We start from the raw sequence: 3,262 nt of genomic DNA, 5'->3' as shown, positions 1-3,262 counted from the left end.
CGCTGTCCGGGGGCCTTGGAGTTCTGGGCTTCCTGCACCAGGGCCACGATCTGTGCCAGCGCCGTGTCCGAGCCGACCTTGGTGGCGCGGACCCGCAGAGTGCCCGTCGTGTTGATCGAGGCGCCGATCACCTCGGCGCCGGGTGACTTGCCCACCGGCATGCTCTCGCCGGTCACCATCGACTCGTCGACCTCTGATATGCCGTCCTGCACCGTCCCGTCCACCGGCACCTTGCCACCGGGGCGGATCAGCACGAGGTCGCCCACGACCACCTCGGCGGTGGGGATCTCGACCTCCTCGTCGCCGCGCAGGACCGTGGCCCTGGGTGGTGCCAGGTCCATGAGTGCACGGATCGCGTCGTTGGCGCCTCCGCGAGCACGCATCTCGAACCAGTGTCCGAGCAGCACGAACGTGGTGAGCATCGCGGCGGCTTCGTAGAAGACCTCTCCCCCGCCGGTGACGGTGACGCCGACGCTGTAGAGCCAGCCCGCGCCGACCGCGACGGCGACGAGCACCATCATGTCGAGGGTGCGGTTGCGCAGCGCCCGCCAGGCCCCGTCGAAGAAGATCCACGCGGCGTGGAAGACGACCGGCAGGCTCAAGAGCAGGGCGAACACGTCGTCGCGCAGCCCGAACGGCGTCGGCGCGTCGAAGCCGAGCATGTCCCGACCCATGGGCGACCACAACGTGATCCCCGCGGTGAACGCCAGGGCGACAAGGAAGCGGTTGCGCATGTCCCGGACCATGTCGTCCATCGACATGCCTGCGTGTCCCCCGTGGCCCATCATCTCGTGCGGGGAGTGAGTGCTGGGCTGTCTGGCCTGCCGGCTGTGGGGGTCCGGGTGGGCCGCGTCGCCCGTCGAGGGCTCTCCCATCGGCTCGCACATGTGGTCCGGCACCGACCGACCTGAGCAGTGATAGCCGCAGTCGCGAACCCACCCCGCGAGCTCCGCCACTGACGTGACCCCGGGGTCGTACGTCACGGTGGCGGTCTGGTTCGCCGCGTTGGCCTCGATCGCCTCAACACCGTGCCGACGGGTCAGCGTGGACTCGATGGCGTGAGCGGAGGTGGCCCAGTGCAGGCCCCCCAGTTGCAGGACGGTCCTCTGGCTCATGACAACACCTCTCCGTCGGTCGGCTCGACACTCACCGTCATTCAAGACAACGTTATACCCCCAGGGGGTATTCCATGAGGCGATCAGGGACTTGGACGCTTCGCCGTCGTACGGAGAGCTCGTCCGTCGCGGATTCCCGACACCGTGCGGTCCGACACCGTGACGCTGCACCCGCGCGAGGGCTTCAAGGACGTCTTCACGCAGGCGTTCCGAGCCGAGGTGGCCCCTGTCCCGGAGGGGCGAGCGCGGTTCCTGCACCGCTACGGCGCATTCGCTGCAGCCATCCGGCTCGCGCCGTTCGCCGAGTAATCACCCGATCGCCGAGCAAAGCGGCAGTCACCGGGAACGGGGCGGGAAGAACCCGACGATCGCCTTGTTCCAAGGAACCGACGGTGCGAACGCGACGTCGGTGTGCATCGTTGCGCGCGGGTACCGGACTGCCTGGCAGCCACCTGGCTGCTCCCCAGACGAGGACACGACATGCCTGCGGTGCACGTCGAGATCGACCACGCCCGCCGCAGGCGGGCGACACAGTGAGCGTTCCACGCCCTGCCCCTAGTGAGCGATAGGCGGCGCAGCGACACACCTACTCGCAAGCTCGCGCGCAGTATTCCAACGCGATTCGCTGCGGCGTAGCGTCGTTGCATGACGTTCGTCGTGCGGTTGGCGCAGGTGCTGCTCGCGCTGCTTGGCGTCCTCGTCGCAGGTGCATTCACAATGGTGCTTGGTTCCCAGGACACCGGGCTGGTCGAGAAGGTGGTGCTGCTCTTGGCGGCCGCACTGAACCGCCCCGGGTTTGGTGGAGGGTCGTGACCTCTTCAGGGAGGCTGGAGTCATGCCTGCACCAAGGAAGTACAGCGACGAGCTGCGTGAACGCGCCGTTCGCATGGTTGAGGAGACGTTGAAGGAGAGCCCTGGGCTGTCGCACAAGCGCGTGTGTACCCAGGTCGGCGACCAGCTCGGGATCCCGGGCGCGACACTGCGGAACTGGTTCCGTAACGGTGTCGCTGGTGCCCGGTCTCCTCGAGCGGTCGAGGTGACCGAGGACCCGGTCGCCCGGATCACGGCGTTGGAGCGGGAAGTTCGTGAGCTTCGCCGGGCGAACGCGATCCTCAAGAGCGCGTCGGCTTTCTTCGCGGCGGAGCTCGACCGCCCCTCGACACGCTGATCGCCTACGTCGACCAGCACAAGGAGGAGTTCGGGGTCGAGCCGATCTGCACCGTCCTGACCGACGCGGACGCCAAGATCGCCCCGAGCACCTACTACGCCGCCAAGACGCGACCGCCCTCGCCCCGGGCCGTCACCGACGCCGCGTTGGATGAGCGGATCGTGGCGCTGTTCGAGGACAACTACCGGGTGTACGGGGTCCGCAAGATGTGGAAAGCCCTCAACCGGCAGCAGCTCCTCGACGAGCACGGTGCACCGACCGGGGACACCTACCCGGCGGTGGCGCGATGCACCGTGGCCCGCCGCATGAGAGCCCTCGGGCTGCGGGGCGCGACCGCCGGCGACCACAAGAAGCCGCGCACCACGATCCCCGCCACTGATCACCGTCCCGAGGACGCCCTGAACCGGGACTTCTCCGCCGCGGCACCCAACACCCGCTGGGTCGCCGACATCACCTACGTCCCCACCTGGGTCGGGTTCGTCTACGTCGCATTCGTCCTGGACCTGTTCTCCCGCCGGATCGTCGGCTGGCGGGTCTCGGCGTCACTGCGCACCGACCTGGCGTTGGATGCCCTCGAGCAGGGCATCTGGGCACGACAACACGAAGGCCACGACCTCGCCGGGCTGATCCACCACAGCGACAGAGGCGTTCAGTACCTCGCCATTCGCTACACCGAGCGCCTCGAAGAACTCGGCATCATCGCCTCCGTCGGGTCCAAGGGCGACTCGTACGACACTCAGTCCATCATGGGGTCGTGGATGGCAGGTCCCGAGCTTGACCCGAGCTACGACTGGCGGTCACAGCTAACGGCCTGACCCGTCGTACGACTGGCGGCCTCGGCCTGCCAACGCGTTGATCTGTCGGCCTATCGACCTGCCATCCACACCGCGATCATCGGCGACGCGTCGTGACCCAATAGGGGCCTTGCTTCAGCACCTTGAGTGTCCTGTCGGGACTGCTGCACCAATAGGTGACAACC

At 67.7% G+C, this 3,262-nt stretch carries 5 protein-coding genes and 1 other annotated feature; of the genes, 4 read left to right on the top strand and 1 reads right to left on the bottom strand.

Annotated features, from left to right (window positions below):
• Positions 1 to 1,115, bottom strand: a 1,115-nt coding sequence (locus N801_RS18795; RefSeq protein ID WP_035940842.1) for a heavy metal translocating P-type ATPase, incomplete at its 3' end; no start/stop codon positions are given.
• A 159-nt stretch (positions 1,116 to 1,274) separates the two neighbouring features.
• Between N801_RS18795 and N801_RS20900 the strand changes: the two genes are divergently transcribed.
• The 4 genes from N801_RS20900 (at position 1,275) to N801_RS18785 (ending at position 3,098) form a co-directional block, all read left to right on the top strand.
• Positions 1,275 to 1,424: a hypothetical protein gene (locus N801_RS20900; RefSeq protein WP_169744302.1), complete on the top strand. Its 150-nt coding sequence runs from the start codon at positions 1,275 to 1,277 to the stop codon at positions 1,422 to 1,424.
• Positions 1,425 to 1,760: 336 nt separating this feature from the next.
• Positions 1,761 to 1,928 (top strand): hypothetical protein, encoded by a 168-nt coding sequence (locus N801_RS20895; RefSeq protein ID WP_156996930.1) that lies wholly within the window; start codon positions 1,761 to 1,763, stop codon positions 1,926 to 1,928.
• 22 nt (positions 1,929 to 1,950) lie between these two features.
• A complete protein-coding gene (locus N801_RS22055) occupies positions 1,951 to 2,283 on the top strand; it encodes a transposase (protein ID WP_035940841.1) in 333 nt (110 codons plus the stop codon).
• Positions 2,241 to 2,369, top strand: a sequence feature (AL1L pseudoknot). (Overlaps the previous gene by 43 nt.)
• The gene (locus N801_RS18785) at positions 2,280 to 3,098 is read left to right on the top strand and encodes an IS3 family transposase (RefSeq protein WP_156996928.1); all 819 of its coding nucleotides are present in this window, start codon (positions 2,280 to 2,282) and stop codon (positions 3,096 to 3,098) included. (Overlaps the previous feature by 90 nt.) The genes N801_RS22055 and N801_RS18785 overlap by 4 nt, the downstream gene beginning before the upstream one ends.
• Positions 3,099 to 3,262: the final 164 nt, after the last annotated feature.

It is taken from the genome of Knoellia aerolata DSM 18566 (assembly GCF_000768695.1).
In the GTDB taxonomy this organism is placed as follows: Bacteria; Actinomycetota; Actinomycetes; order Actinomycetales; family Dermatophilaceae; genus Knoellia; species Knoellia aerolata.
This window is presented reverse-complemented; position numbering and strand designations above follow the sequence as displayed.

Bases quoted from the DNA above. Each gene is read 5' to 3' on its own strand.
- N801_RS20895 (WP_156996930.1), top strand. From the start codon at position 1,761: ATGACGTTCGTCGTGCGGTTGGCGCAGGTGCTGCTCGCGCTGCTTGGC.
- N801_RS22055 (WP_035940841.1), top strand. From the start codon at position 1,951: ATGCCTGCACCAAGGAAGTACAGCGACGAGCTGCGTGAACGCGCCGTT.